The 23,273-nt window shown below is 55.3% G+C and carries 22 protein-coding genes; 12 read left to right on the top strand and 10 right to left on the bottom strand.

Going from position 1 to position 23,273, the window contains the following annotated elements; all coding sequences use genetic code 11:
* Window positions 1–4: 4 nt before the first annotated feature.
* The 4 genes from ABIB59_RS01160 to ABIB59_RS01145 all read left to right on the top strand — a co-directional run bounded on the left by ABIB59_RS01160 (window position 5) and on the right by ABIB59_RS01145 (window position 4,369).
* Window positions 5–952 (top strand): carbohydrate kinase family protein, encoded by a 948-nt coding sequence (locus ABIB59_RS01160; protein WP_354033715.1) that lies wholly within the window; start codon window positions 5–7, stop codon window positions 950–952.
* A gap of 7 nt (window positions 953–959) precedes the next feature.
* Complete coding sequence (gene ydjG / locus ABIB59_RS01155; RefSeq protein WP_071195401.1) at window positions 960–1,943, top strand: NADH-dependent methylglyoxal reductase; 984 nt, start codon at window positions 960–962, stop codon at window positions 1,941–1,943.
* A 135-nt stretch (window positions 1,944–2,078) separates the two neighbouring features.
* Complete coding sequence (locus tag ABIB59_RS01150; protein ID WP_071195400.1) at window positions 2,079–2,837, top strand: DeoR/GlpR family DNA-binding transcription regulator; 759 nt, start codon at window positions 2,079–2,081, stop codon at window positions 2,835–2,837.
* Window positions 2,838–3,013: 176 nt separating this feature from the next.
* Complete coding sequence (locus ABIB59_RS01145; RefSeq protein ID WP_071195399.1) at window positions 3,014–4,369, top strand: MFS transporter; 1,356 nt, start codon at window positions 3,014–3,016, stop codon at window positions 4,367–4,369.
* Between the two features lie 35 nt (window positions 4,370–4,404).
* Here the strand turns inward: ABIB59_RS01145 and pncA are convergent, their stop codons facing one another.
* The 3 genes from pncA to sppA all read right to left on the bottom strand — a co-directional run bounded on the left by pncA (window position 4,405) and on the right by sppA (window position 8,056).
* Window positions 4,405–5,046: a bifunctional nicotinamidase/pyrazinamidase gene (gene pncA / locus ABIB59_RS01140; RefSeq protein WP_354033713.1), complete on the bottom strand. Its 642-nt coding sequence runs from the start codon at window positions 5,044–5,046 to the stop codon at window positions 4,405–4,407.
* A gap of 10 nt (window positions 5,047–5,056) precedes the next feature.
* Window positions 5,057–6,073, bottom strand: coding sequence for an asparaginase (ansA, locus tag ABIB59_RS01135; RefSeq protein ID WP_041851657.1), 1,017 nt, complete (start codon window positions 6,071–6,073; stop codon window positions 5,057–5,059).
* 129 nt (window positions 6,074–6,202) lie between these two features.
* On the bottom strand, window positions 6,203–8,056 hold the full coding sequence (gene sppA / locus ABIB59_RS01130) for a signal peptide peptidase SppA (RefSeq protein ID WP_071195397.1): 1,854 nt from the start codon (window positions 8,054–8,056) through the stop codon (window positions 6,203–6,205).
* Between the two features lie 162 nt (window positions 8,057–8,218).
* Here sppA and ABIB59_RS01125 point away from each other — a divergent pair, with 162 nt between their 5' ends.
* The 4 genes from ABIB59_RS01125 to ABIB59_RS01110 all read left to right on the top strand — a co-directional run bounded on the left by ABIB59_RS01125 (window position 8,219) and on the right by ABIB59_RS01110 (window position 12,245).
* The gene (locus tag ABIB59_RS01125) at window positions 8,219–8,770 is read left to right on the top strand and encodes an NAD(P)H nitroreductase (RefSeq protein WP_107222844.1); all 552 of its coding nucleotides are present in this window, start codon (window positions 8,219–8,221) and stop codon (window positions 8,768–8,770) included.
* A 116-nt stretch (window positions 8,771–8,886) separates the two neighbouring features.
* The gene (gene selD / locus ABIB59_RS01120) at window positions 8,887–9,930 is read left to right on the top strand and encodes a selenide, water dikinase SelD (protein WP_354033710.1); all 1,044 of its coding nucleotides are present in this window, start codon (window positions 8,887–8,889) and stop codon (window positions 9,928–9,930) included.
* 4 nt (window positions 9,931–9,934) lie between these two features.
* Complete coding sequence (locus tag ABIB59_RS01115; RefSeq protein ID WP_354034145.1) at window positions 9,935–11,881, top strand: DNA topoisomerase III; 1,947 nt, start codon at window positions 9,935–9,937, stop codon at window positions 11,879–11,881.
* 193 nt (window positions 11,882–12,074) lie between these two features.
* Complete coding sequence (locus ABIB59_RS01110) at window positions 12,075–12,245, top strand: hypothetical protein (RefSeq protein WP_158276515.1); 171 nt, start codon at window positions 12,075–12,077, stop codon at window positions 12,243–12,245.
* Between the two features lie 88 nt (window positions 12,246–12,333).
* On the opposite strand, the gene gdhA is transcribed toward ABIB59_RS01110, so the two are convergent.
* Window positions 12,334–13,677 (bottom strand): NADP-specific glutamate dehydrogenase, encoded by a 1,344-nt coding sequence (gene gdhA, locus ABIB59_RS01105; protein ID WP_041851652.1) that lies wholly within the window; start codon window positions 13,675–13,677, stop codon window positions 12,334–12,336.
* Window positions 13,678–13,913: 236 nt separating this feature from the next.
* On the opposite strand from gdhA, the gene ABIB59_RS01100 reads away from it, so the two are divergent.
* Window positions 13,914–14,198 carry a YnjH family protein gene (locus ABIB59_RS01100; RefSeq protein ID WP_041851651.1) on the top strand — a complete coding sequence of 95 codons (285 nt, stop codon included), beginning with the start codon at window positions 13,914–13,916 and terminating at the stop codon, window positions 14,196–14,198.
* Here the strand turns inward: ABIB59_RS01100 and ABIB59_RS01095 are convergent.
* The 6 genes from ABIB59_RS01095 to hutC all read right to left on the bottom strand — a co-directional run bounded on the left by ABIB59_RS01095 (window position 14,161) and on the right by hutC (window position 19,856).
* On the bottom strand, window positions 14,161–14,574 hold the full coding sequence (locus ABIB59_RS01095) for a pyrimidine (deoxy)nucleoside triphosphate diphosphatase (RefSeq protein WP_041851650.1): 414 nt from the start codon (window positions 14,572–14,574) through the stop codon (window positions 14,161–14,163). The two genes, ABIB59_RS01100 and ABIB59_RS01095, sit on opposite strands and share 38 nt — an antisense overlap.
* A gap of 2 nt (window positions 14,575–14,576) precedes the next feature.
* Window positions 14,577–15,773, bottom strand: a complete 1,197-nt coding sequence (locus ABIB59_RS01090; protein WP_354033707.1) for a rhodanese-like domain-containing protein — start codon at window positions 15,771–15,773, stop codon at window positions 14,577–14,579.
* 60 nt (window positions 15,774–15,833) lie between these two features.
* Window positions 15,834–16,643 carry an exodeoxyribonuclease III gene (gene xthA, locus ABIB59_RS01085; RefSeq protein ID WP_354033705.1) on the bottom strand — a complete coding sequence of 270 codons (810 nt, stop codon included), beginning with the start codon at window positions 16,641–16,643 and terminating at the stop codon, window positions 15,834–15,836.
* 166 nt (window positions 16,644–16,809) lie between these two features.
* Window positions 16,810–17,643 (bottom strand): N-formylglutamate deformylase, encoded by an 834-nt coding sequence (gene hutG / locus ABIB59_RS01080; RefSeq protein ID WP_354033704.1) that lies wholly within the window; start codon window positions 17,641–17,643, stop codon window positions 16,810–16,812.
* Window positions 17,640–18,902, bottom strand: coding sequence for an imidazolonepropionase (gene hutI / locus ABIB59_RS01075; protein WP_354033702.1), 1,263 nt, complete (start codon window positions 18,900–18,902; stop codon window positions 17,640–17,642). The genes hutG and hutI overlap by 4 nt, the downstream gene beginning before the upstream one ends.
* 162 nt (window positions 18,903–19,064) lie before the next feature.
* Window positions 19,065–19,856 (bottom strand): histidine utilization transcriptional repressor HutC, encoded by a 792-nt coding sequence (gene hutC / locus ABIB59_RS01070; RefSeq protein ID WP_041851645.1) that lies wholly within the window; start codon window positions 19,854–19,856, stop codon window positions 19,065–19,067.
* 236 nt (window positions 19,857–20,092) lie between these two features.
* Here hutC and ABIB59_RS01065 point away from each other — a divergent pair, with 236 nt between their 5' ends.
* The 3 genes from ABIB59_RS01065 (at window position 20,093) to ABIB59_RS01055 (ending at window position 23,262) form a co-directional block, all read left to right on the top strand.
* Entirely contained in the window at window positions 20,093–21,466 is a 1,374-nt protein-coding gene (locus tag ABIB59_RS01065; protein WP_354033700.1) for a formimidoylglutamate deiminase, read from the top strand.
* The gene (locus ABIB59_RS01060; RefSeq protein ID WP_354033698.1) at window positions 21,463–22,050 is read left to right on the top strand and encodes a HutD/Ves family protein; all 588 of its coding nucleotides are present in this window, start codon (window positions 21,463–21,465) and stop codon (window positions 22,048–22,050) included. The genes ABIB59_RS01065 and ABIB59_RS01060 overlap by 4 nt, the downstream gene beginning before the upstream one ends.
* 228 nt (window positions 22,051–22,278) lie before the next feature.
* A complete protein-coding gene (locus tag ABIB59_RS01055) occupies window positions 22,279–23,262 on the top strand; it encodes an ABC transporter substrate-binding protein (RefSeq protein WP_041851642.1) in 984 nt (327 codons plus the stop codon).
* Window positions 23,263–23,273 lie beyond the last annotated feature (11 nt).

Below are 23,273 nucleotides of genomic sequence, written 5' to 3'. Positions count from 1 at the left end.
CAACATGGGCAAAATAGATGTGATCTGCGTGGGGGCCGCGATTGTCGACATCCCATTGCAACCGGTGAGTAAGAACATTTTCGATGTTGATTCTTATCCGCTGGAGCGCATTGCGATGACCACCGGCGGCGATGCCATCAACGAGGCGATGATCATTTCTCGCCTCGGGCATAAAACCGCCCTTAATAGCCGCATCGGTAATGATGCGGCAGGGCATTTCATCCTCGAACGCTGCCGTCAGGAGAACATCGATATTCACAGTCTGCGCATGGACGAGGGGGTGGATACCTCGATCAATGTTGGACTGGTGACCAGCGATGGTGAACGGACCTTTGTGACGAATCGCAACGGCAGTTTGTGGAAGCTGGCGCTGGAGCATGTGGATTTCAGCCGCTTTGCCGAGGCGAAATTACTGTCGCTGGCGAGCATCTTTAACAGTCCGCTGCTGAATGGCAAAGCGCTAAAAGAGATTTTCATCCGCGCCAAAGCACACCAGTTGCTTATCTGTGCCGACATGATCAAACCGCGGCTGGGCGAGACGCTGGACGATATCCGCGAGGCCTTAAGTTACGTAGATTTCCTCTTCCCTAACTATGAAGAGGCGAAGCTGCTCACCGGTGAGACGTCGCTGGACGGTATTGCCGACAGCTTTCTCGCTTGCGGCGTCAAAACGGTGGTGATCAAGACGGGCAAGAAGGGCTGTTTTATTAAGAACGGTGAGACATGCCTTGAAGTGCCCGCTGTGAATGGGATTACCGCCATCGACACCATTGGGGCCGGGGATAACTTTGCCTCCGGCTTTATCTGCGGTCTGCTGGAAGATAAATCGCTGCGTGACTGCGCGCTGTTTGCCAATGCCACGGCAGCTATCTCGGTGCTTAGCGTCGGTGCGACTACGGGTGTGAAAAACAGACAGCTTGTCGAACAACTGCTTGATGAGTATGAAGGATAAATAAAGCATGAAAATGATACCGTTGGGAAAAACCCAGCTTTCTGTTTCGCAATTAGGACTGGGGACCTGGGCCATCGGCGGCGGCCCCGCCTGGAATGGCGACCTGGACACTCAGGTCTGTATCGATACGATCGTGGAAGCGCACCGCTGCGGCATCAATTTGATTGATACCGCGCCGGGGTACAATTTTGGCAATAGCGAACGCATTGTTGGCCAGGCATTGACTGACTTACCGCGTGGCGAGGTGGTTGTCGAAACCAAGTGCGGCATCGTGTGGGAACGTGAGGGGAGCCTGTTTAACAAAGTGGGTGACCGCCAGCTATATAAAAACCTCACGCCGGAATCTATCCGCGAAGAGGTGGAAGCAAGCCTGCAGCGCTTGCAGATTGACTGCATCGATATCTATATGACCCATTGGCAGTCAGTGCCGCCGTTTTTTACCCCCATTGCTGAAACCGTTGCAGTGCTGAACGCATTGAAGAAAGAGGGCAAGATCAAGTCTATCGGCGCGGCAAATGTGGACATCGGACATATCGAAGAATACCTGCGCCACGGTGAACTGGATATTGTGCAGGCAAAATACAGCCTCCTCGACCGGCAAATTGAGCGCGACATACTCCCGCTTTGCCAGAAGCACGGCATCGTCCTGCAAGTCTATTCGCCGCTAGAGCAGGGGCTGCTAACCGGTACGGTGACGCGCGACTATGTTCCGGTGGGAGCGCAGGCAAATAAAGTGTGGTTTCAGCGTGATAATATGCTACATGTTATTGATATGCTGGAGAAATGGCAGCCACTGTGTAAAAAGTATGATTGCACCGTACCCACACTAGCGCTGGCGTGGATATTGAAACAAAGTAGTCTGATTTCTATTTTAAGCGGCGCGACCTCACCGCAGCAGGTACGGGAAAATGTGCGGGCAACGGCAATTCATCTCAGCGATGCCGATGCATTATTAATGAAAGAGATGGCTGACACTCTTATTAATAAGTAATGGGAATGACGGTGTGTCTTTGTTACTCGAAAATACATGAATAAATCTGTGATTCAAACATATTTTTTTGAAAGTAAACATGGCGTGTGACATACTGCCTGGATATCATGTTATTAAGCGAAGCAGAGGCATACCGTGGCTGCAAAGGACAGATTGCAAACCATTAAACAGATGGTAACCAACGAAAAGAAAGTGCTGGTGACTCAGCTGAGTCAGCTCTTTCAGGTTACCGAAGAGACTATTCGTCGCGATTTAGAAAAACTGGAAGCCGAAGGGATCATTACCCGTACCTATGGCGGCGCGGTGCTCAACAGCGCCAGTATCACGGATAACGTTCATTTTTATAAACGCGCGAAATCCTTTTTTGAAGAGAAGCAGGTTATTGCGCTAAATGCGCTGCCGTTTATTAATAATAAGACCACGATGTCTGCAGATTCCAGCACCACAGCAATGGAACTGCTGAAATTATTAAAAGATCGCAAAGACCTGACGTTGTTGACTAACTCAACCGAAGCCTTTCGCGAACTGGCTCAGTCGGACATTAACATTGTATCAACCGGTGGGGAATTTAATAAGAATACGCTTTCTTTTCAGGGGCGCATTACCAAAGAAATTATTGGTAAATACCATGTCGATATTATGGTGATGAGCTGTAAAGGTCTGGACATCAACAGCGGTGCGCTTGATTCCAACGAAGCTGAAGCAGAAATAAAAAAAGTGATGATTAGCCAGGCGACAGAGGTCGCTTTACTGGTGGATCATTCAAAATTTGACCGTAAGGCGTTTGTTCAACTCGTCGATTTTAGTCATATTAATTATATTATTACGGATAAAAAACCAGGCGATCAGTGGATAACATTTTGTCAGAAAAACAACATTCAACTGATTTATTAAATTTCCCGGTGGCCTGAATATCACTCGGATGAGTGAGGCAATCTGCTGGTCATTATCCCTCACATGCGGTTAATGATGCCTGGTATAAAATTATTCGACGGTCTGAATGAAAGCATATTCGTTATTCTGGTTGCGACGATGCTTCATCTCCACCAGGCTTTTTTGAGGCATAGATAATGGAACAATATGACCATATTGGCATCCGCATGGATCGTTTGCCACTTTCATCTTTTCATTACCGGATATTCGGCATCATCGGACTGAGTTTATTAATTACCGGTTTTCTCAGTTATTCGGGAAATGTTGTGCTGGCAAAACTGGTCAGTAATGGTTGGTCAAATAATTATCTTAATGCGGCGTTCACTTCCGCCCTGATGCTTGGCTATTTCATTGGTTCGCTGATGGGTGGGTTTGTTGGTGATTATCTGGGGCGACGCAAGGCCTTTCGCATCAATTTGCTGATCGTTGGTTTTGCCGCCACCGCCGCCACCCTTTCCCCGGACATGTACTGGCTCATTTTCCTGCGCTGCCTGATGGGCACCGGGATGGGGGCGCTGATTATGGTGGGGTACGCTTCTTTCACCGAATTTATTCCTGCGGCTATCCGTGGCAAATGGTCCGCACGCCTGTCGTTTGTCGGCAACTGGTCACCGATGCTCTCGGCCGCTATCGGCGTGGTGGTGATCGGTTATTTGAGTTGGCGGGTCATGTTTTTGCTGGGCGGGGTATCGATGCTGGTCGCCTGGTGGCTGTCGGGGCGTTATTTTATTGAGTCACCGCGCTGGCTGGCGGGGAAGGGCAAAGGTGATGTTGCACAGAAGGTGGTATGCGAGATTGAGCAGCAAGTTAGCCGGGAGAAAAACATCGTCCTGGCGGAGATGAAACCCGTCGTGCATCAATCTGCCGGGGCGGAGGAAGGCAGTTTCTGGCAGTTGTTTCACGGCGATATGCTGCGCAGAACGCTGGTGGCAATAACGGTGCTGGTGGCAATGAATATCTCGCTCTATACCATCACTGTGTGGATCCCCACGATATTCGTTAACTCGGGGATTGATGTCACCAAATCGATCTTTATGACCGCTATTATTATGATTGGTGCCCCCGTAGGGATCTTTATTGCCGCGCTGATTATCGATAAATTTCCGCGTCGCTGGTTTGGTTCTATTCTGCTGCTGATTGTGGCGGTGCTGGGCTATTACTATTCGCTGCAAAAAGAGGAGTGGGCCATTTTACCCCTCGGTCTGGTGCTTATTTTCTTCCTCTACATGTATGTCTGTTTCGCCTCGGCGGTATACGTCCCCGAATTATGGCCGACGCATTTGCGCCTGCGAGGTTCCGGTTTTGTGAATGCGGTAGGGCGTATTGTCGCCGTCTTCACCCCATACGGCGTGGCTGCATTATTGACCCACTACGGCACCTGCGCGGTCTTTTCGGTATTAGGCGTTATGCTGTTTTGCTGCTCGTTGATTCTGTTTCTGTTTGGGATTGAAACGCGGATGGTATCGCTGGAAGAGATTTCGGATCTTTCGTAAATAATGTCGTCCGGCTTGTGGACCGGACGACAGCATCAGGCCTGGGTTTCCTGCCAGTCGGCCAGCGTATAGAGCGTTGCGCCTTCCGCGGCCATCTCCATAAAGGCGTGGGCGCTGTCTTGCGCATTGATGTTCACCCCACGACAGCCGTCGGTAATGACGTTGACGCGATAGCCCAGTTTCAGCGCATCCAGGACAGTGAATTTCACGCAATAGTCGGTGGCAAGCCCCATGATGGTTAACTCAGCAATGTCGTGCTGACGCAACCAGTCATCGAGTTCGGTTTTCTGCCGATGCCCGTTATCAAAAAAAGCGCTGTAGCTGTCGATAGCCGGGTTTTGCCCCTTGTGGAACACGGCCTCGATGGCTGAGGCTTTCAACAGGGGATGCAACGCCGCACCTTCGCTGTGCTGCACACAATGGTCCGGCCAGAAGGTTTGCGCCAGGCCATCAAGCACACCTTGTGAAAAGGGCGCAACCTGGTGCTGACTGGCGAAACTGCCGTGGTTAGCCGGATGCCAGTCCTGGGTCGCCAGTACAGGTTCGCCGCATGCCTGGCACCAGTCGATCAGCGTGTTCGCCACATCGACCATGCTGTCGCCTTCCGCCACAGCCAGCGCGCCGCCTGCACAGAAATCATTTTGCAGGTCGACCAAAAGCAAAGCGCGTTGTTTCATCGGCTTTTCCTTATTCGTCTGCGGTGAGCTCACCGCGCAGGTTCTGCGTCATGGCGCTGCGAATCGCCGCGGCGTCCAAATCCTGACTCAACAGATAATGCAGTTTAGTCAGCGTGGCTTCTACTGTCATATCCGCCCCGCCAATCACGCCCGCATGCGCCAGTGCGTTACCGGTGGCGTAGCCGCCCATATTGACCTTACCCGACATACACTGCGTCAGGTTGACAACCACAATGCCGCGAGCGCTGGCTTCCTGTAACTCTTTGAGAAACTCCCCGTTTTGCGGCGCATTGCCCACGCCATAAGAGCGCAAAATCAGCGCTTTCACGGGCTGGCGCAGAAAGTTTCTTACCACGTCTGCCGAGATACCCGGGTAGATCGTCACCACGCCAATCGGTTGCGGGGTGATCGGATGAACAACCAGCTCGCCGTTACCGTGCGGCGCAGGCGGGGTATTAAGGCGGCGAATATGTATTCCCGCTTCCAGCAGCGGCGACAGGTTCGGCGAGGCAAAGGCGTCAAAGCCGTCCGCATGTGCTTTAGTGGTGCGATTGCCGCGATAGAGGCGGTTATTAAAGAACAGCGTCACTTCGTTAATCGGGAAGTTGGCCGCCACGTACAGCGAATTGAGCAAATTGATCTGTCCGTCGGAACGCAGCTCTGCCAGCGGGATTTGCGAGCCTGTGACGATAACCGGCTTACTCAAATTTTCCAGCATAAACGACAACGCCGAGGCGGTGTATGCCATGGTGTCGGTGCCGTGCAGGATCACAAAGCCATCATAATCCTCGTAGTGGGCTTTGATATCGTCAGCAATATGCTGCCAGTCTTCCGGCGTCATATCGGAGGAGTCCATCAACGGATCATATTCGTGGATGGTGAAATCAGGCATTTCAGGGCGATGGAATTCAGGCATCAACGCCAGTTGACGCTGCAGGTGACCGGAGACGGGAACGTAGCCGTGTTCGGAACGTTGCATACCGATGGTACCGCCGGTGTAGGCAACATAAATCGATTTTTTTTGCATGATTGAAAATGTGTTGTTACAGAGTGGGGGGATTATATACGCAGTGAATGAATGATACAGCGAAAGCGCAAAGAAAAGGCGGAGCCAGCGTGATGCCGATCTCCGCCTGAATACAAAACGTTCAGTTCGTTAGCGAATGTTGGCGCAGGTCAGGCAAAACGCGTAACGGTTTTGCGGATCGTTAAACGCCGCCAGTTTGTCTGTTTCAGCTTTGACCTGAACTGCCGCATTGGCCAGCGGCGCAGGCAGATACGCCTGCAATGCCTGTGGCAACATGGCGCGTACGGAACCTGACATGCTATCCATCACGCGATCAAAGAATGACGGTTCATCCTGATACCAGTCCACATGCCACTGTTTGAGTTTCGCCAGCTCAGCCGCTTTGTTTAGCGCATCGTCGAAATCACCCAGCCCGTCGACCAGCCCGTTGGCTTTCGCATCCTGACCAGTCCAGACATGGCCCTGTGCGATTTTATCAATCTGCTCCGGCGTGCTGTTACGCGACTGAGCGACCAGCGTGATAAAGCGTTTATAGCCATTCTCAATGCTGATCTGCATCATCTGCTGAACTTCCGGCGGCAGCGCTTTGGTCACGCTGACATCCGCCAGCGGAGACGTTGCCACGCCGTCGGTATGCACGCCAATGCTGTCGAGGCTGTTTTCCAGCGTATTGATGACGCCGAAAATACCAATCGACCCGGTCAGGGTGCTGGCATTCGCCACGATGTAATTCGCAGGCGTTGAGATCCAGTAACCACCGGATGCCGCCATACCGCCCATCGAGACCACGACCGGCTTGCCTGCCGCACGGGCTGCGGCCAGTTCAGAACGGATCACTTCCGAGGCGCTGACGCTGCCGCCAGGGCTGTTAACACGCAGCACAATGGCTTTCACTTTCGGATCCAGACGCGCGTCGCGGATCTGCGACGCAGTGGTATCGCCACCCACGTTCCCCGGGGTTTCGTTACCGTCCATGATCGCGCCGTTCGCAAAGACCACGGCTACGGCGTCGCCCATATCGCTCGGTTTTTTCAGTTGATAATCGTAATAGCTGATGGCGCGGAAATTCTTGTCTTTGTCATCCCAGCCAAACTGTTTGGTCAGCGCTTTTTCCGCATCGGCGCTGGAGCCCAGCTCGTCCACCAGTTTGTTATCCAGCGCGTACTTCGCCGTATCGCCATCTACTTTACGCAGACCGTCCAGTACGCCTTGTGCGCCAGGGAAAATCTGTTGCGCGGTAACCTGACGGTTTGCGGCAATGGTGTTGAGATAATTTTGCCAAAGTTCGCCCACCCAGCGGCTATCTGCATCGCGCGCAGCCGGAGACATGTCGTCGCGGATAAACGGTTCAACGGCGGATTTATAGGTGCCGACGCGGAACACATGGGTGCTGACTTTCAGCTTGTCGAGCAGGGATTTGTAATACAGGCCGTTGGTGGCGAAGCCATGCAGATCAACCACCCCTTGCGGCGAGAGCCAAATTTTATTGGCGAAGCTCGCGAGGTAATACTGCCCCTGGCTGTAGTTATCGCCCACCGCATAAACCGGCTTACCGCTGTCGCGGAACTCGCGCAGTGCCTTACCGATATACTGCATTGACGGTTGATCCGCCCCGGCAAAGTTTTTCAGATCGAGCACAATCCCGGTGATATTCCGGTCTGATTGCGCCTGACGAATGGTGTCGACGATGTCGAACAGCGAGTTTTCCTGCAGGCGGTCGGAGCTTGCGCCAAAGAACTGGCGACCCAGCGCGCCGAGTCGGTTACTGGCGGAGGGTTTATCCACGACCACGCCGGTAATATCCATCAACAACGCACCCCGGCTGGCATGTTCTGCTTTGCTGTCGCTAAACTGCATCCACAGGCCAACGCCGACCAGTACCAATAAAATAAAGAACAAATTGAGCACCAGATTGCGGATAAAGTTCAGCAATCGCCATGTCCACTTAAAAAAAACGGCAATAAAGCGCCAAAGGGTTCGCATGTATTCTCCCTGGTTAGTAACGTTTGCCGCTGCCCTGAGCAGCAAGTGTGGTTATCCTAATTAGCCGGGCTCCTGTTGTCAGCAGGAATCGCTGCCGGTGCTGTAACAAAATCTACGCACGTGTTAATTTTAGGAACAAATTTCAATACAGGAGTTTAACTAATGGATGCACTTGAACTGCTCGTCAACCGCCGTAGTGCTTCCCGGTTGGCTGAACCGGCACCGACAGGCGAACAACTGGACAATATTATCCGTGCGGGGATGCGCGCGCCGGACCATGGTACGCTACAGCCGTGGCAATTTTTCATTATTGAAGGCGAAGGTCTGGCCCGCTTTGGCAAGACGCTGGAGCAGGGTGCTGTCAGCGCCGGGCTGGACGAAAAAGCGGTAGAAAAAGCCCGGACTTCACCGTCGCGCGCGCCGATGATTATCGCCGTGGTGGCGAAATGTGAAGAGAATCCGAAAGTGCCGCAGTGGGAGCAACTGCTCTCGGCAGGTTGCGCCGTGATGGCGATGCAGATGGCGGCGCTGGCCCAGGGTTTCAACGGGATCTGGCGTACCGGTCCATTGACCGACAGCCCGGTTGTCCGCGAGGCACTGAACTGCCGCGCGCAGGATAAAGTCGTCGGTTTCTTATACCTTGGCACCCCGCAACTCAAAGCTTCTACGACCATTAGCACACCGGATACCGCGCCTTTCGTCCGTTATTTCTGATACTTGTCGGTAAAACTGTCTGGATTGTGAGCGAACCGCCGCAATTCGGACAGTCACGCTTATCATGCAACGTTTTGGGCGTTACCATAGCCGGATTGTCCTGACAGGAGTTGTCCATGAACGAACAAGGTATTCGTCTGACGCAATACAGCCACGGAGCGGGTTGTGGTTGTAAAATTTCCCCCAAAGTGCTCGATACTATCCTGCATAGCGAGCAAGCGAAGTTTATCGACCCGAACCTGCTTGTGGGGAACGAAACCCGCGATGACGCGGCGGTCTACGATCTCGGCAACGGCACCAGCGTTATCAGCACAACCGACTTTTTTATGCCCATTGTCGACAATCCTTTCGATTTTGGTCGTATCGCTGCCACTAACGCGATTAGCGATATTTTCGCCATGGGCGGCAAACCGATCATGGCTATTGCAATTTTAGGCTGGCCTGTCAACAAACTGGCGCCGGAGATTGCCCGGGAAGTGGTTGAGGGTGGTCGCCATGCCTGCCGCCTGGCGGGTATTGCTCTGGCGGGCGGGCACTCTATTGATGCACCGGAACCCATTTTCGGGCTGGCGGTGACGGGCGTTGTGCCAACCGATCGCATCAAGAAAAACAGTACCGCGCAGGCGGGCTGCCGTCTCTTCCTGACCAAACCGCTGGGCATTGGTGTGCTGACGACCGCCGAGAAAAAATCGCTGTTAAAACCCGAACACATTGGGCTGGCAACGGACGTGATGTGCCAGATGAACCTGGCCGGAGCCGCGTTTGCGGGCATCAGTGGCGTGAAGGCGATGACCGATGTCACCGGTTTTGGTCTGCTGGGGCACCTGAGCGAAATGTGCCAGGGTGCCGGTGTGCAGGCGCAAATCTGGTATCAGGATGTGCCGAAATTACCCGGTGTTGAAGAGTATATTGCGCTTGGCGCAGTACCGGGCGGCACCCAGCGTAATTTCGCCAGCTACGGTCATTTGATGGGCGAGATGCCGGATGCGGTGCGCGATTTGCTCTGCGACCCGCAGACTTCTGGCGGCCTGTTACTGGCAGTGAACCCCGAAGCCGAAGGCGACGTTTACGCCACGGCGGCAGAATATGGTATTACCCTTGCGGCGGTGGGTGAGCTGGTTAGCGCACGCGCAGGGCGTCCGATGATTGAGATCCGTTAAGCCAATGCGGTTGTTTATTGCCGAAAAACCCAGTCTGGGCCGCGCCATTGCGGATGTGCTACCCAAGCCACATCGCAAAGGCGACGGCTATATTGAATGTGGCAACGGGCAGGTGGTGACCTGGTGTATCGGTCACCTGCTGGAGCAGGCACAGCCGGATGTCTACGACAGTCGCTATGCGCGCTGGAATCTGGCGGATCTGCCGATCGTGCCCGAAAAATGGCGGCTGCAACCGCGGCCTTCCGTGACCAAACAGATTAATGTGATTAAGCGGCTGCTCGCCGAAGCGACGGAAGTCGTGCACGCGGGTGACCCGGACAGAGAAGGGCAGTTGCTGGTTGATGAGGTGCTTGATTACCTCGAACTGTCGCCGCAAAAGCGTCAGCAGGTCCAGCGCTGCCTGATTAACGATCTTAACCCCCAGGCGGTGGAGCGGGCGATCTCTCGCCTGCGCGCCAACAGTGAGTTTATTCCTCTGTGCGTCTCGGCACTGGCCCGTGCACGCGCCGACTGGCTGTACGGCATCAATATGACACGCGCCTATACATTGCTTGGGCGTAATGCCGGGTATCAGGGGGTACTTTCCGTTGGACGCGTACAGACGCCGGTCCTTGGGTTGGTGGTGCGCCGCGACGAAGAGATCGAGAACTTCGTGGCAAAAGATTTCTTCGAAGTGAAGGCGCACATTGTCACTCCGGCCGGAGAGCGGTTTACCGCCCTGTGGCAGCCGAGCGATGCCTGTGAGCCTTATCAGGATGAAGAAGGGCGCTTACTGCACCGCCCGCTGGCCGAGCATGTGGTCGCCCGTATTACCGGGCAACCGGCGAACGTTACCGCGTATAACGATAAGCGGGAATCGGAGCCGGCGCCGTTACCTTTTTCGCTTTCGGCACTGCAAATTGAAGCCGCGAAACGCTATGGCCTGAGCGCGCAGAACGTACTCGACATCTGCCAGAAGCTCTATGAAACCCACAAGCTGATTACCTACCCGCGTTCGGACTGTCGCTATTTGCCGGAAGAACATTATGTCGGGCGTCATGCGGTGATGAACGCAATTGGTGCCCATGCACCGGATCTTCTGCCGCAGCCCGTGGTGAATGGCGATTTGCGTAACCGCTGCTGGGATGACAAAAAAGTGGATGCCCACCACGCCATTATTCCCACCGCGCGCAGTACAAAGGTGAACCTGAGCGAAGGTGAAGCCAACGTCTACAATCTGATTGCGCGTCAGTACCTGATGCAGTTTTGCCCCGATGCGGTGTTCCGTAAATGCCAGATCGACCTGGATATTGCCAACGGCAAATTTATCGCCAAAGCGCGTTTCCTTGCCGAAGCGGGTTGGCGCACGTTGCTGGGTGCCAAAGAGCGCGACGAAGAAAACGACGGCACGCCGCTTCCGGTCGTGGCGAAAGGTGACGAACTCCTGTGTGAAAAAGGTGAGGTTGTGGAGCGTCAGACGCAACCGCCGCGCCATTTCACCGATGCGACACTGCTGTCGGCAATGACCGGTATTGCCCGTTTTGTGCAGGATAAAGATCTGAAAAAGATCTTGCGTGCGACGGACGGTCTGGGCACTGAAGCCACCCGCGCCGGGATTATCGAACTGCTGTTTAAGCGTGGTTTTCTCAGTAAGAAAGGGCGCTATATCCTCTCGACCGACGCCGGACGCGCGTTGATCCATTCTCTGCCGGAGATGGCTGCCAGGCCGGATATGACCGCGCACTGGGAGTCTGTGCTGACGCAAATCAGCGAGAAGCAGTGTCGTTACCAGGACTTTATGCAGCCGCTGGTTGGCACCTTGCATGAGTTGATTCATCAGGCGCGCAATACGCCAGTGCAGCGGTTTCGGGGAATCAGCGCTCCGGCAGGTGAGAAGAAAAAAACAGCGGGTAAACGCACAACGCGCAAGCCACGTAAAGACGACCCGACACCTCCACAGCCTGCTGCCTGAGGCTCGTTTAGCGGTAAGACATCAGCAAATGCATAAGAAGAGGGGCAGTCACGGTAGAATCACCGTGATTTTGCCCAAAGATGACGTTAACTTGCACAATTCGTAAAAAGACGTGATGGTGTCGTCTTCCTGTCACAGCTAAACGGGATTATTATGCGCGCGAACACAGACCATTGAGTAGCAGGACTGGAAAATGAGCGAGCAAAAAGCAATAGAAAAAAGCGAAGTACGTATCCCCGCCACTGTGCGCAACGCGCATTCCGATCGCAATGAAAAAATGTTCAACGAGCTTACCGCGGATGAGCAAATCGCGATCATTCTTAAACGTCACAGGGAAATTGTCTCATCGCTGGTGGTTAACTGAACGCCTGATGAGGTTGCCCGGCGGCTTTGCGCTTACCGGGCATGGAACATGCTAGCCGGGTCGACGCAGCGCCGCCCGGCAAAATGACTTAGATAAGCCCCTGACCGATCATCGCATCCGCCACTTTCACGAAGCCCGCAATGTTTGCGCCACGAACATAGTGTGTCTGCTTCGCTTCGCCGCCATACTCCACACAGGCCTGGTGAATATCCAGCATAATGTGGTGCAGACGCGCATCCACTTTTTCCGCTTTCCAGCCAAGACGTGCGGCGTTCTGCGCCATTTCCAGACCTGACGTTGCCACGCCCCCGGCATTCGCCGCTTTACCCGGCGCAAACAGGACGCCTGCTTCCAGGAACAGATCGGTTGCCGCAATCGTGGTGGGCATATTGGCGCCCTCCGCCACCGCTTTCACGCCGTTGGCGATAAGCGTACGTGCGGCATCGACATCCAGTTCGTTCTGGGTGGCACACGGCAGAGCGACATCGACCGGCACTGACCAGGGTTGCTGGCCTTCGAGGTATTGCAGGCCAAATTCACGGGCGTAATCCGCTACGCGCCCATGCTGCTGCTCTTTAATTTCAATCAGACGCGCCAGTTTTTCGGCGGTGAAACCAGCTTCATCAACCACGGTACCGTTAGAGTCTGAGGCGGTTATCACGCGGGCGCCAAAAGCCATCGCTTTTTCGATAGCATACTGCGCCACGTTACCGGAGCCAGAGACGGCCACGCGCAGACCTTCCAGACCCATACCATGGCGTTTGAGCATCGCTTCGGTGAAATACACCAGGCCGTAGCCGGTAGCTTCCGGGCGGATTAAACTGCCGCCGAAGGAGAGACCTTTACCGGTGAACACGCAGGCAGTGTTGTTGGAGAGTTTTTTCATCATCCCGGCCATAAAGCCCACTTCACGCGCGCCCACACCCATATCACCCGCCGGGACATCGGTATCCGGCCCCAGGTGGCGATACAGCTCGGTCATCAGCGACTGACAGAAACGCATCACTTCCGCGTCGCTCTTCCCTTTCGGATCGAAATCGCTACCGCCTTTACCACCGCCCATCGGCAGGGTGGTGAGGGCATTTTTGAAGGTCTGCTCGAAGCCAAGGAATTTCAGGATCGACAAGTTGACGGACGGGTGGAAACGCATGCCGCCTTTATACGGGCCAATGGCCGAGTTGAATTGCACGCGCCACGCGCGGTTAACCTGCACCTGGTTTTTGTCGTCTACCCACACCACGCGGAACTGAATAACACGTTCCGGTTCAACCAGTCTTTCCAGCAGGGAGAGCTGACGATAGCGAGGGTTTTGTTCGAGAAAAGGCCACAGCGTGGTCATTACTTCACGTACGGCCTGAGCGAATTCAGGCTGATGCGGATCGCGCTTTTGAACGTGGGAAAGAAACGATTCAAGAGAGCATGTCTGTTCCATAGATATAAGAGCCTCTTATGTTGATAGTCAGATTTTATTGGTTGTTGTGAGCTAAAAATTCAGCGTTTTTCGACTATAACATCTGCAATATGGCGTAAAGCAAGCAAAAATAGTCCAGCGGTATCAAATTAATAATGGGTGGCTTGTCATAATAAAAACCGATGAAGAAAGAAAATGCGGTTCGGTAATAGAGATACGTTATAGTGATAAAAGGTTCTATTCAGGAAGAAAATGCTATGAAGCGTTCACTGTGGGTATGGGGTTGTGTACTGATGTTGGTTTCAGCGGGGGCCAGTGCGGAGAGACGCCTGTCGCCGGATGTGCAGGTGAATGTTCCACCGGAAGTGTTTACCTCTGGTGGTCAGCAGAGTTCGCAGCCCTGTAACCAGTGCTGCGTTTATCAGAATCAGAATTACACCGAAGGGGCGGTTATTAAAGCCGAAGGGGTGTTGCTCCAGTGCCAGCGCGATGAACGCACCGTTTCTACAAACCCGCTGGTCTGGCGGCGCGTGAAGCCATAAACGCCTCCAGCAGAGGGATATCGGCAGGCGCAAGCGGCCAGTTAAAGGCTTCCTGTGGCGCGCACCAGATGAGCGCCGCGTGGTGATGACGGGTCAGTGTGCCGGTGAAGGTCGGCACATGCCAGGCATGCAAATTGATTATGCGCCCGGAGACCTCCCGCTGGTGGCTGGCGATGTACGCCGTGGGCACGGCTTCAATGCCCAGCTCTTCTCGAAGCTCGCGTATTAATGCATCTGACTGGCTCTCTCCGGCTTCTACCTTACCGCCAGCAAATTCCCACAGCCCTGCCTGATCGCCCTGTTCCGGGCGTTGGGCCAGCAAAATCTGGCCATCGCGCTCAATAATCGCGGCGACGACCTCTATCGTTTTAAGCATGGTTATCCATTGTTGTGATGCAAACTCCACTCATACCAGCCGCCATCATATACTCCGATGTTCGTCCAGCCCATGGCGCGCGCGCAGATAAACGCCAGTGAGGCCCGCCAGCCGGTTCCGCAGTAAAAAGCGATGTGCTGGTCTGCGGTAATATTCCACGCTTCCCACATGGCCGTAACGTAATCCGCGCAGCGTAAAGTTGCATCCGGATTAAGGAAATCCTCAACACCATCTTTACCGCGTCCGCCACGTCCCCAGCGCGCACCGGGGATCTCGCCACAGGCATCAATATAATCATAACCACTGGTCGCGCCGGAAAACTCAGCCCACGAGCGAACACTCACCATCGAAGCATCCTTACGGTTGAGCAGTGCCCGTGCCTGCGGCAGGGAAAGCATCAATTGAGGCTGAGCAGGGAGCGGTGCGCCAAAATCACAAGCGGGCGTGATGGGTAGAGCATCGCCGGATGCCACCGGAAAACCAGCGCAAAACCATGCTCGCCAGCCACCGTCCAGCACACGCACATCCTGTACCCCCGCGTACAACAGAATATGGGCCACGCGCGTCGCGGCAAGCGGGGTACGGCTATAGAGAATGACCGTGGTATCGCAACGAATGCCGTGCGCGGCCAGCACGTTACGCAACGCCTCAGGAGCAACCACGTTCCACAGGGGCTCGCTTTCCAGTTCGCCTGTGTCGAGGTAGTCCGCGCCGGGAATATGCCCTTGCCGGAAGGTATCGCGCACGCCCCAGCCCGCTTCAATCACCGTCCATTTACCGACGGGTTTTTCGCTGACCTGGCGATGAGCGATCAGCGCGTTAAGCCAGCATGCCGGGACGAGTTGATGAAAACCGGGCAAACGTTCGAGGGGGCAAGCGCAGGAGAATGCGTCGCTGATACGCCATGGCGCATGGAGACCCTTCTGACGTAACCAGGCTTCTACCGCGGCGTTGTCTTCTGGCTCGCCATAGAGCGCGATGCGGGTTTCGGCGCTTAACGGGCGCAGGGCAGACCAGGCGTCAAACTGTGCGTCCGTCATTTCGTCCAGCCAGGAAGCGGCAAGATTACGCGCACCGGATACATGGCCGGATGTACCGTGCAGCGCGTCCGGCCAGCCGTTGTACAAGGCGCTATTGCGAGTATCGATAACTACGCCGTTGTTCTGGCGGAATTGGGAAAGTGTAATGTTTTGAGCCATAGCGTGGCAGGTCCAAAGAGGGCGGTCATAAACATGACCGCCATAATGGGAAAATGACGCTTATTCGACGTTAAATGTAGCCCATACCGGAGCATGGTCGGAGGGTTTATCCATACTGCGGATATCGTAGTCGATGCCGGTTTCGATACAGCGCTCTGCCAGCGGTGAGCTTGCCAGCAGCAGGTCTATACGCAGGCCCCGGTTGTCATCAAACCCTTTGGAGCGGTAGTCAAACCACGAGAAGCGCTCGTTATTATCCGGGTTCGCCGCACGCCAGGTATCCACCAGCCCCCAGTTTATCAGGCGATCCATCCATACACGCTCTTCCGGCAAGAAGGAGCATTTGCCGGTTCGCAGCCAGCGTTTGCGGTTCTCTTCGCCGATGCCGATATCCAGATCGGTGGGGCTGATGTTGACATCACCCATAATCAGCACCGGATTTTCTTTCTTGAGTTCGGTTTCAATATAGTTTTGCAGGTCCTGGTAAAACTTCTCTTTTGTCGGAAACTTGGTCGGATGGTCGCGGCTTTCCCCCTGCGGGAAGTAACCATTGATGACCGTGATGTTACCCAGAGGAGACGGAATTTCCGCCATGATGATACGGCGCTGGGCTTCTTCACCGTCGTCCGGGAAACCGCGACGCACGGAAACGGGCGTCGCTTTGGTCAGCAGCGCCACGCCATAGTGCCCTTTCTGCCCATGATAAAAGACGTTATAACCGAGTTTCGCGACTTCTTCGAGCGGGAACATGTCGTCGTGGACTTTCGTCTCCTGCAGGCCAATCACGTCGGGCTGATGCTGCTCGACAATCGCTTCCAGTTGATGGGGACGGGCACGCAGGCCGTTGATATTAAAAGAGACAAATTTCATAGTCGCCGCCAGATTGCTGTGGGAATGTGGCAGGGATGTTAGCAGATAATGACAACGGATGCCTATGGGATTGGGCAGGGGGCGGGGCCTGTCTGTAGATGGGGCAACGCATTTATTAAACCATACATTGCCCACATGCCATCGCTACGCTGAACTTACTGGCACATCAGCCTTTTAACCTTTTATTGCCATACTGTTCGCTTCCCCATGCCACCATCCCTTCCAGCATCTGTTTTAACAGCGTCTGCAATTGAGGGGCGCGGGTCTCAGACCAGGCATAAGGTGGCGTTTCATCCATATAATTCATCTGCGCTAATTCAAGCTGCACGGCGTGGATATCGGCAGCGGGCTGTCCGTAAGCACGGGTGATGTAACCACCTTTGAAACGCCCGTTAAGCACGTGGCTGAACTGTGACTGTTGCTGGCAAATCCCCGTCAGCACACCACTCAATTCGGGCGAGCAACTGGCGCCATTATTGGTGCCGAGATTTAAATCGGGTAACTGCCCGTCAAACAACCGCGGGATGACCGACGCAATGGAGTGGGCATCAAACAACAGCGCATAGCCAAACTGCTGCTTAATCCGTGCGAGCTCTGCCTGGAGGCGCTCATGATATGGCTGCCAGATTTGTGCCAGATAATCCTGACGTCGGGCATCGGTCGGGGCCATTCCGGGCTTAAAGGTGTCACGACCATCAAACAGGGTATCGGGATAGAGGCCCGTCGTTGCCGTGGTATAGAGTGGTTTGTCATCAGACGGTCGGTTCAGGTCGATAACAAAGCGGGAATAATTGCCGACCAAAATACTGGCTCCGAGGGCGCGGGCAAAGTCATACAGACGGGGGATATGCCAGTCCGTATCGCCCAGCGGCTGCGCCGCCTCGCTGAGACCTTCGGCGACCTCCGGCGTCAGGCGTGTTCCGGCATGGGGAATACTGATCAGCAGCGGCGATGTGCCCGCCGTGAAATCATAGGGTGCGGTGATAGCTGAAAGACTCATAGGTCATGTTTTCCTCGTACATTTCCGCGATAGACCACCGTGCAGGGCAGTTCTCCGCCCAGCCAGTAGACCAGCTCAGCCGGTCGCGAGAGCGGCCAGTGGATAAAATCGGCGACTTTGCCTGGCGCCAGCGTGCCGTGAGAGTCCTGTAAACCGAGCGCGCGGGCGCCGTGACAGGTGATCCCGGCCAGCGCCTCTTCCGGCGTCAGACCAAACAGCGTGCAGCCCATACTCAGCATCAGGCGTAACGAGAGCACAGGGGAGGTGCCGGGGTTGGCATCGCTGGCCAGCGCCATCGGCACCCGATGCTGACGGAATAAGGCCACCGGCGGCGGCTGCTTTTCGCGCAATAAATAGAACGCACCGGGTAACAACACGGCGACGGTCCCGCTGGCCGCCATGGCGATGGCATCTTCTTCGGTGGCATATTCCAGGTGATCGGCCGACAGGGCGCCATGCCGGGCCGCGAGTGCGCTGCCGTGCAGTGAGGAGAGCTGCTCTGCATGCAATTTCACCGGCAGGCCCAGGGCTTTCGCGGAGGTGAATACCTTCTCAACCTGGGCCGGGGAGAACGCCAGATGTTCGCAAAATGCATCGACCGCATCGGCCAGCTTTTCCCGGGCGACAATCGGTAACAGGGTGTCACAGACAAGGCTGATGTACGCATCAGCGCGGTCTTTGTATTCGGGTGGGAGCGCATGGGCGGCAAGGCAGGTCGATACAATGTCAACCGGCAACCGGGTCGCTAATGCGCGAATCACCCGCAGCATTTTCAGTTCGCTGTCGATGGACAGCCCATAGCCCGATTTTATCTCAACGCTGGTGACGCCTTCTGCCAACAGCGGGCGCAGGCGGAATAACGCCGATTCGATCAGCTCCTCTTCTGTCGCCTGACGGGTGGCGTTAACCGTGGAGATGATCCCACCGCCGGCAGCGGCAATCTGCGCGTAACTCACCCCGTTCAGCCGTTGCTCGAACTCACCGCTGCGGTTACCGCCAAAGACCAGATGGGTATGGCAATCGACAAAACCAGGCGTAATGATCCCGCCTGCAAAATCATGCAACTCCGCGTCGGGGAAGGGAGGACAATCGGCGGCCGGGCCGAGCCAGACAATTTTTCCGTCAGTGACAGCAATCGCACCGTTTTCTATCTGGCTGTAGTGTCCGTTTTGCATCGTGACCAGCGTGGCGCCACGCCAGACGCTATCGCAACGGGCGGGTGGCGTGGCGGAAAACGATAAAGATTCGGCTAACGACATGACAAACTCCAGGTTGGATTTATCTTGTATAGACAATTAAAGTCAACCTAACGCATAACCGGAAACGCGGCAAGGCGAGCAGAAAGAGTTTTTTCTTATTGCTGGTGAGCTTACATATCAGGAGACACAGCGGCCAGAAAAGCCGCTATGGGTAAAGCGGGGTTAGCCGTGGCTGGTGAAGCGGCCAAATAGCTGATAGCGCGAACCGGGGTAAACCAGACGGGCGGAGGTGACGATGCGGCTGCCGCTCCAGGTGCGACGGTGGATCAGCAGACAGGGTTCGTGCTCCTCCAGTTGCAGCAATTCACGCTGCTCGTCGCTGGCGCTTACCGCTTCGACCCGATGTTCACCGGCTGTGAGCGGCGATATTTCCATCAGATAGGTGTAGGGCATCTGCTTATTGAAGACCTGACGCAGATAATCCGGCGCGGCGGCCGGGTTAACGTAGCGGTCTTCGATTTGTACGGGGACATTATTTTCGTAATGGACGATCTGCGAATAAAACAGCGTGTCGCCGGGCGCGATACCCAATTGCATGGCCTGATCGGCATCGGCCTCGCGGGCCTCACACACCAGAATCCTGCTGTCGTGGCGATGGCCGCGCTGGGCGATTTCATCGGCGATATTGTGCACTTCGAGCATTGGCGTGTAGGCCTTCGCTTCGGCAACGAAGGTGCCGACACCCTGCATGCGGATAAGAAAACCTTCGCTGGTCAGTTCACGTAGCGCACGGTTAATGGTCATGCGGCTCACGCCAATCTCGTTGACCAGTTCACTTTCCGACGGAATACGTTGATGGGGCTTCCAGGCACCGGAGCGAATCTGGCTGATGATAGCCTGCTTCACGCGCTGATAAATCGGGGCAGGGGTATCACTCATGGCAGCGGCAAGCTCAGACAATGCCTGCCGGGTCACGCCGTGTTGTGCGACACCGTTCGGTGAAGGCTCCGACATTTTCTTACCTCTCAAAAAATCCACAGGTATCAGGAACGTTTCCCCAACGTCCGGCTATGTCCACCGCGCAGGGGATAAGCGCACGTTGATGAAAAACGAAAATAGTAAAAAAAACACGCTGCAAGTTTACAGCCAATTCAGGCATATGTATATGTATAGACAAATTGGTCAAAGGTTTGGCAGTGGTCTGCGCAACGGTGCTCAGACATTGCTTTTCCCCGCTCAGGAACAGTGTTATGCCTGCATATTTTGCTCCACGTGTCTTGCTCGCTACAGGTTGGGCGCACAATGTTCGACTGGAGGTTGATGATGTCGGCATGCTGACCGCCATCACGCCTGATGCTACTCCCGATGGCAGTATCCCGCTTTCCGGCCCGGTGGTGCCGGGCATGCCAAACCTGCACTCCCATGCCTTTCAGCGCGTGATGGCCGGGCTTGCGGAAGTGGCGGGCGACCCGCAGGACAGCTTCTGGACCTGGCGGGATCTGATGTACCGCATGGTGCAGCGTCTGACCCCGCAACAGGTCGGCGTGATTGCCCGCCAGCTCTATATCGAAATGCTCAAAGGCGGCTACACCCAGGTCGCCGAATTCCACTATCTGCACAATGACATCAGCGGCAAACCCTATGCCGATCGTGGTGAGATGACCGCACACCTGAGCGCCGCCGCCGGGGATGTGGGCATTGGCCTGACGTTATTGCCGGTGCTTTACAGCTATGCCGGGTTTGGCGGCCAACCCGCTCAGGCCGGGCAAAAACGCTTTATTCAGGATGCCGACAGCTATCTGGAGCAGCAGGCGATCATTGGGCGGCAAATCAAAGGAAAACCGCTGCAAAACCAGGGGTTGTGCTTTCACTCCCTGCGCGCGGTCACGCCTGAACAAATGGAGCAGGTGTTACGCGCCAGCGACCCGACGCTCCCGGTCCATATTCATATTGCCGAACAGCAAAAAGAGGTTAACGACTGCCTGAACTGGAGCGGTCAGCGCCCGATCAGTTGGCTGTATGATCATCTGGACGTGGATGCCCGCTGGTGCCTGATCCACGCGACCCATGCGGATGCCAGCGAAGTGACAAAAATGGCCCACAGCGGTGCGGTGGCCGGATTGTGCCCAACCACCGAAGCGAACCTTGGCGATGGTATTTTCCCCGGCGTTGACTATCTGGCGCAGGAAGGGCGCTGGGGCATCGGCTCGGACAGTCATGTCTCGCTCAACGTGGTGGAAGAGTTGCGCTGGCTGGAATATGGCCAGCGCCTGCGCGACCAGCGGCGTAACCGGCTGGTCGCTGCGGGGCAAACGCGGGTAGGGGATGTGCTTTACACGCAGGCGTTGTCCGGTGGTGCGCAGGCCTGCGGTGTCCCGCTGGGGCAACTTTCGGTCGGTTATCGCGCCGACTGGCTGGTGCTTGACCATCAGGACCCTTACCTGGCCGCGGCAAGCAACAACGAGCTACTTAACCGCTGGTTGTTTGCCGGTCATGCCGGACAAATTCGCGATGTCTATGTTGGCGGCGTGGCGCGGGTTATTGACGGGGTTCATCCTCAGCAGCAGGCCGCCGCGGCTGATTTTCTGCGTCTGTTGCAACAGCTTTCTCAGGAGAACGCATGAACAACTGGCATCCGTTTTCCCAGGCGGCGTTGCCGGTAAGTCGCTGGCGCAATGGCGGGGGAGAAACCCGCGAGATCATCAGTTGGCCGCAGGGTACGGCGGAATTTGACTGGCGCGCCAGCATTGCCACTATCGCCGCCGATGGCCCGTTTTCCGCCTTCCCGGGTATTGATCGCTCGATAACTTTACTGAGCGGAGAGGGGGTACATCTGTCTGATGGCGGGCAGCTTAGCCACCGTCTGAGCACGGTCGGCGCACCGTTTGCTTTCAGTGGCGACCTCTCACTCAGCGCGCATCTGTTGGGCGGTATGACGATGGATTTCAATCTGATGACCCGCCGCCATGTCTGCGCCCCTCGCGTGGTCGTCCTGCGTGAAAGCGGGACAGTCACCGCAGAGAAAGGCGGTGTGCTCTACGCCATTGAGGGTGAGTGGCAACTGCCGGACGGGACCCGCTTTGGCAAGGGCGACGGTTTCTGGTGGTCGACGAGCGACAGACAAGTGCAGGCGCAGTGGGCTATTTCGTCGTGTGCGCAAACCCATCCCGGGCAGGGGCTGCTCTTGTGGGCCGCAGTCACGGACTAACCCGGAGCAGAGTGCACTGAAATAGCGCGCCGGGTGCACTACTTTGATTCGTCAGGCCCACGGTCAGTGGGCGAAAGCAACGATACGGGCGCTCTTCCGGACTGGCACAAAGCTTGCTTTATCTTTCTCGGCTTAATTGTATAGACAAGAATATACAGTAGCGTCATTCGCCGGTGGCACATTGCTGCGCAGGCATTCCCGAGACAGGTAATTTGGCAGGAGTGGCAGATGAGCAACATGATTTCCAGGACTGTACTAAAGCGTTCGTTATCTCTGTTAGGGCTGGCAGTCGCGTTAGGCGGTGCGGCTAATACAGCACTGGCGGCGGATACGCCGGTGGCGATTGGGATTTCCGGCTGGACCGGCTTTGCGCCGCTGACCCTTGCCGATAAAGCGGGCATTTTCAAAAAGAATGGTCTTGATGTCACCCTGAAAATGGTCCCGCAGCAATCCCGTCATCTGGCGATTGCCTCCGGTTCGCTGCAATGCGCCGGGACTACGGTTGAAACCTATCTCACCTGGAATGCCAGCGGCGTGCCTGTTAAGCAAATTGTCCAACTGGATAAATCCTACGGTGCGGATGGGATTGCGGTACGCAGCGGTATCAATAGCGTGGCGGACCTGAAAGGCAAAACGATCAGCGTCGATGCGCCCGGTACGTCATCTTATTTCCTGCTGGCGTGGATCCTCGATAAAAACGGCATGACGATGAAAGACGTCAAGCTTGCAACCTTAGGGCCGGATGCCGCCGCACACGCGTTCATTGCCGGGCAGAACGACGCTGCCGTGACCTACGAACCGTATCTCTCCAACATCCGCCAGAGCCCGGATAAGGGCAAAATCCTGACCACCACGCTCGACTACCCGATGGTGATGGATACCCTTGGCTGCACGCCGTCCTGGCTGGATAAAAACCCGAAAGCGGCCCAGGCGCTGGTCAACAGTTATTTCGAAGCGCTGGACATGATCAAAGCCGACCCGGATAAAGCCAATGAAATCATGGGCGCGGCGGTGAAAGAGACCGGCAAACAGTTTGCCGAAGAGTCCAGCTATCTGCGCTGGCAGGATCGCGATGCCAACAAAAAATTCTTTAGCGGCGAAATCGTAAGCTTCACCAATGAGGCGGCACGGCTGCTCACGGAGATGAAAATTCTGCGTAAAACGCCGGATATCAATACGTTGTACGACGCGAAGTACGTTACTCAGCCATGAAGGACCACGAT

Origin of the sequence: Citrobacter sp. UYEF32, from assembly GCF_040546205.1 — a bacterium.
Lineage (GTDB): Bacteria > Pseudomonadota > Gammaproteobacteria > Enterobacterales > Enterobacteriaceae > Phytobacter > Phytobacter diazotrophicus.
Note: the sequence above shows the minus strand (reverse complement) of the source record. Positions and strands in the feature narration are given on the sequence as shown.

Excerpts from the sequence above, each read along its gene's own strand:
- ABIB59_RS01115 (WP_354034145.1), top strand. The coding sequence starts at position 9,935 with ATGCGGTTGTTTATTGCCGAAAAACCCAGTCTGGGCCGCGCCATTGCG.
- ABIB59_RS01090 (WP_354033707.1), bottom strand. The coding sequence starts at position 15,773 with ATGGCTCAAAACATTACACTTTCCCAATTCCGCCAGAACAACGGCGTA.
- ABIB59_RS01100 (WP_041851651.1), top strand. The coding sequence starts at position 13,914 with ATGAAGCGTTCACTGTGGGTATGGGGTTGTGTACTGATGTTGGTTTCA.
- ABIB59_RS01145 (WP_071195399.1), top strand. The coding sequence starts at position 3,014 with ATGGAACAATATGACCATATTGGCATCCGCATGGATCGTTTGCCACTT.
- xthA (WP_354033705.1), bottom strand. The coding sequence starts at position 16,643 with ATGAAATTTGTCTCTTTTAATATCAACGGCCTGCGTGCCCGTCCCCAT.
- selD (WP_354033710.1), top strand. The coding sequence starts at position 8,887 with ATGAACGAACAAGGTATTCGTCTGACGCAATACAGCCACGGAGCGGGT.
- ABIB59_RS01110 (WP_158276515.1), top strand. The coding sequence starts at position 12,075 with ATGAGCGAGCAAAAAGCAATAGAAAAAAGCGAAGTACGTATCCCCGCC.
- pncA (WP_354033713.1), bottom strand. The coding sequence starts at position 5,046 with ATGAAACAACGCGCTTTGCTTTTGGTCGACCTGCAAAATGATTTCTGT.
- sppA (WP_071195397.1), bottom strand. The coding sequence starts at position 8,056 with ATGCGAACCCTTTGGCGCTTTATTGCCGTTTTTTTTAAGTGGACATGG.
- hutC (WP_041851645.1), bottom strand. The coding sequence starts at position 19,856 with ATGTCGGAGCCTTCACCGAACGGTGTCGCACAACACGGCGTGACCCGG.
- gdhA (WP_041851652.1), bottom strand. The coding sequence starts at position 13,677 with ATGGAACAGACATGCTCTCTTGAATCGTTTCTTTCCCACGTTCAAAAG.
- hutG (WP_354033704.1), bottom strand. The coding sequence starts at position 17,643 with ATGAGTCTTTCAGCTATCACCGCACCCTATGATTTCACGGCGGGCACA.
- ydjG (WP_071195401.1), top strand. The coding sequence starts at position 960 with ATGAAAATGATACCGTTGGGAAAAACCCAGCTTTCTGTTTCGCAATTA.
- ABIB59_RS01095 (WP_041851650.1), bottom strand. The coding sequence starts at position 14,574 with ATGCTTAAAACGATAGAGGTCGTCGCCGCGATTATTGAGCGCGATGGC.
- ABIB59_RS01060 (WP_354033698.1), top strand. The coding sequence starts at position 21,463 with ATGAACAACTGGCATCCGTTTTCCCAGGCGGCGTTGCCGGTAAGTCGC.
- ABIB59_RS01125 (WP_107222844.1), top strand. The coding sequence starts at position 8,219 with ATGGATGCACTTGAACTGCTCGTCAACCGCCGTAGTGCTTCCCGGTTG.
- ABIB59_RS01055 (WP_041851642.1), top strand. The coding sequence starts at position 22,279 with ATGAGCAACATGATTTCCAGGACTGTACTAAAGCGTTCGTTATCTCTG.
- ABIB59_RS01160 (WP_354033715.1), top strand. The coding sequence starts at position 5 with ATGGGCAAAATAGATGTGATCTGCGTGGGGGCCGCGATTGTCGACATC.
- hutI (WP_354033702.1), bottom strand. The coding sequence starts at position 18,902 with ATGTCGTTAGCCGAATCTTTATCGTTTTCCGCCACGCCACCCGCCCGT.
- ansA (WP_041851657.1), bottom strand. The coding sequence starts at position 6,073 with ATGCAAAAAAAATCGATTTATGTTGCCTACACCGGCGGTACCATCGGT.
- ABIB59_RS01065 (WP_354033700.1), top strand. The coding sequence starts at position 20,093 with ATGCCTGCATATTTTGCTCCACGTGTCTTGCTCGCTACAGGTTGGGCG.